The sequence below is a fragment of the Paraburkholderia sp. BR13439 genome, from assembly GCF_040948805.1.
In the GTDB taxonomy this organism is placed as follows: Bacteria; Pseudomonadota; Gammaproteobacteria; order Burkholderiales; family Burkholderiaceae; genus Paraburkholderia; species Paraburkholderia youngii.
Genome location: NZ_JBFPKN010000170.1, coordinates 1 through 335, shown reverse-complemented (window position 1 = coordinate 335; position 335 = coordinate 1). Strand labels below are relative to the sequence as shown.

The window sequence follows — 335 nt, the reverse complement described above, 5'->3', positions numbered from 1 at the left end:
CACAGGTTGCCCAGAGCAAATAGTGTCGTGATCTGGGCGGTGTTCTTCATCAACCCCCGGTACCGGGTCTTCGTATAGCCAAACTGCTGTTTGAGGACGCGGAACGGATGTTCAACCTTGGCGCGGACGCCGGCCTTCAGGCGTTCAATCTGATCGAATATCGCGTCCAGCCGATCGGTTAGGTCCAGTTGTCTGCGCCTGCCTGGTAGCATCGCGACATGCCAGCGAACCGCGCTTACCTGGCAGCGCTTTTCGATACCCTGATATCCGGCGTCAGCGGACACATCCATTTCCTGGCCGTGCAACAGCGCTTCGGCCGCATTGATGTCATGAAC

At 57.9% G+C, this 335-nt stretch carries 1 protein-coding gene; it reads right to left on the bottom strand.

The features are described from left to right. Window positions 1-335, bottom strand: a 335-nt coding sequence (locus tag AB3X96_RS42735) for a transposase (RefSeq protein ID WP_368594438.1), incomplete at both ends; no start/stop codon positions are given.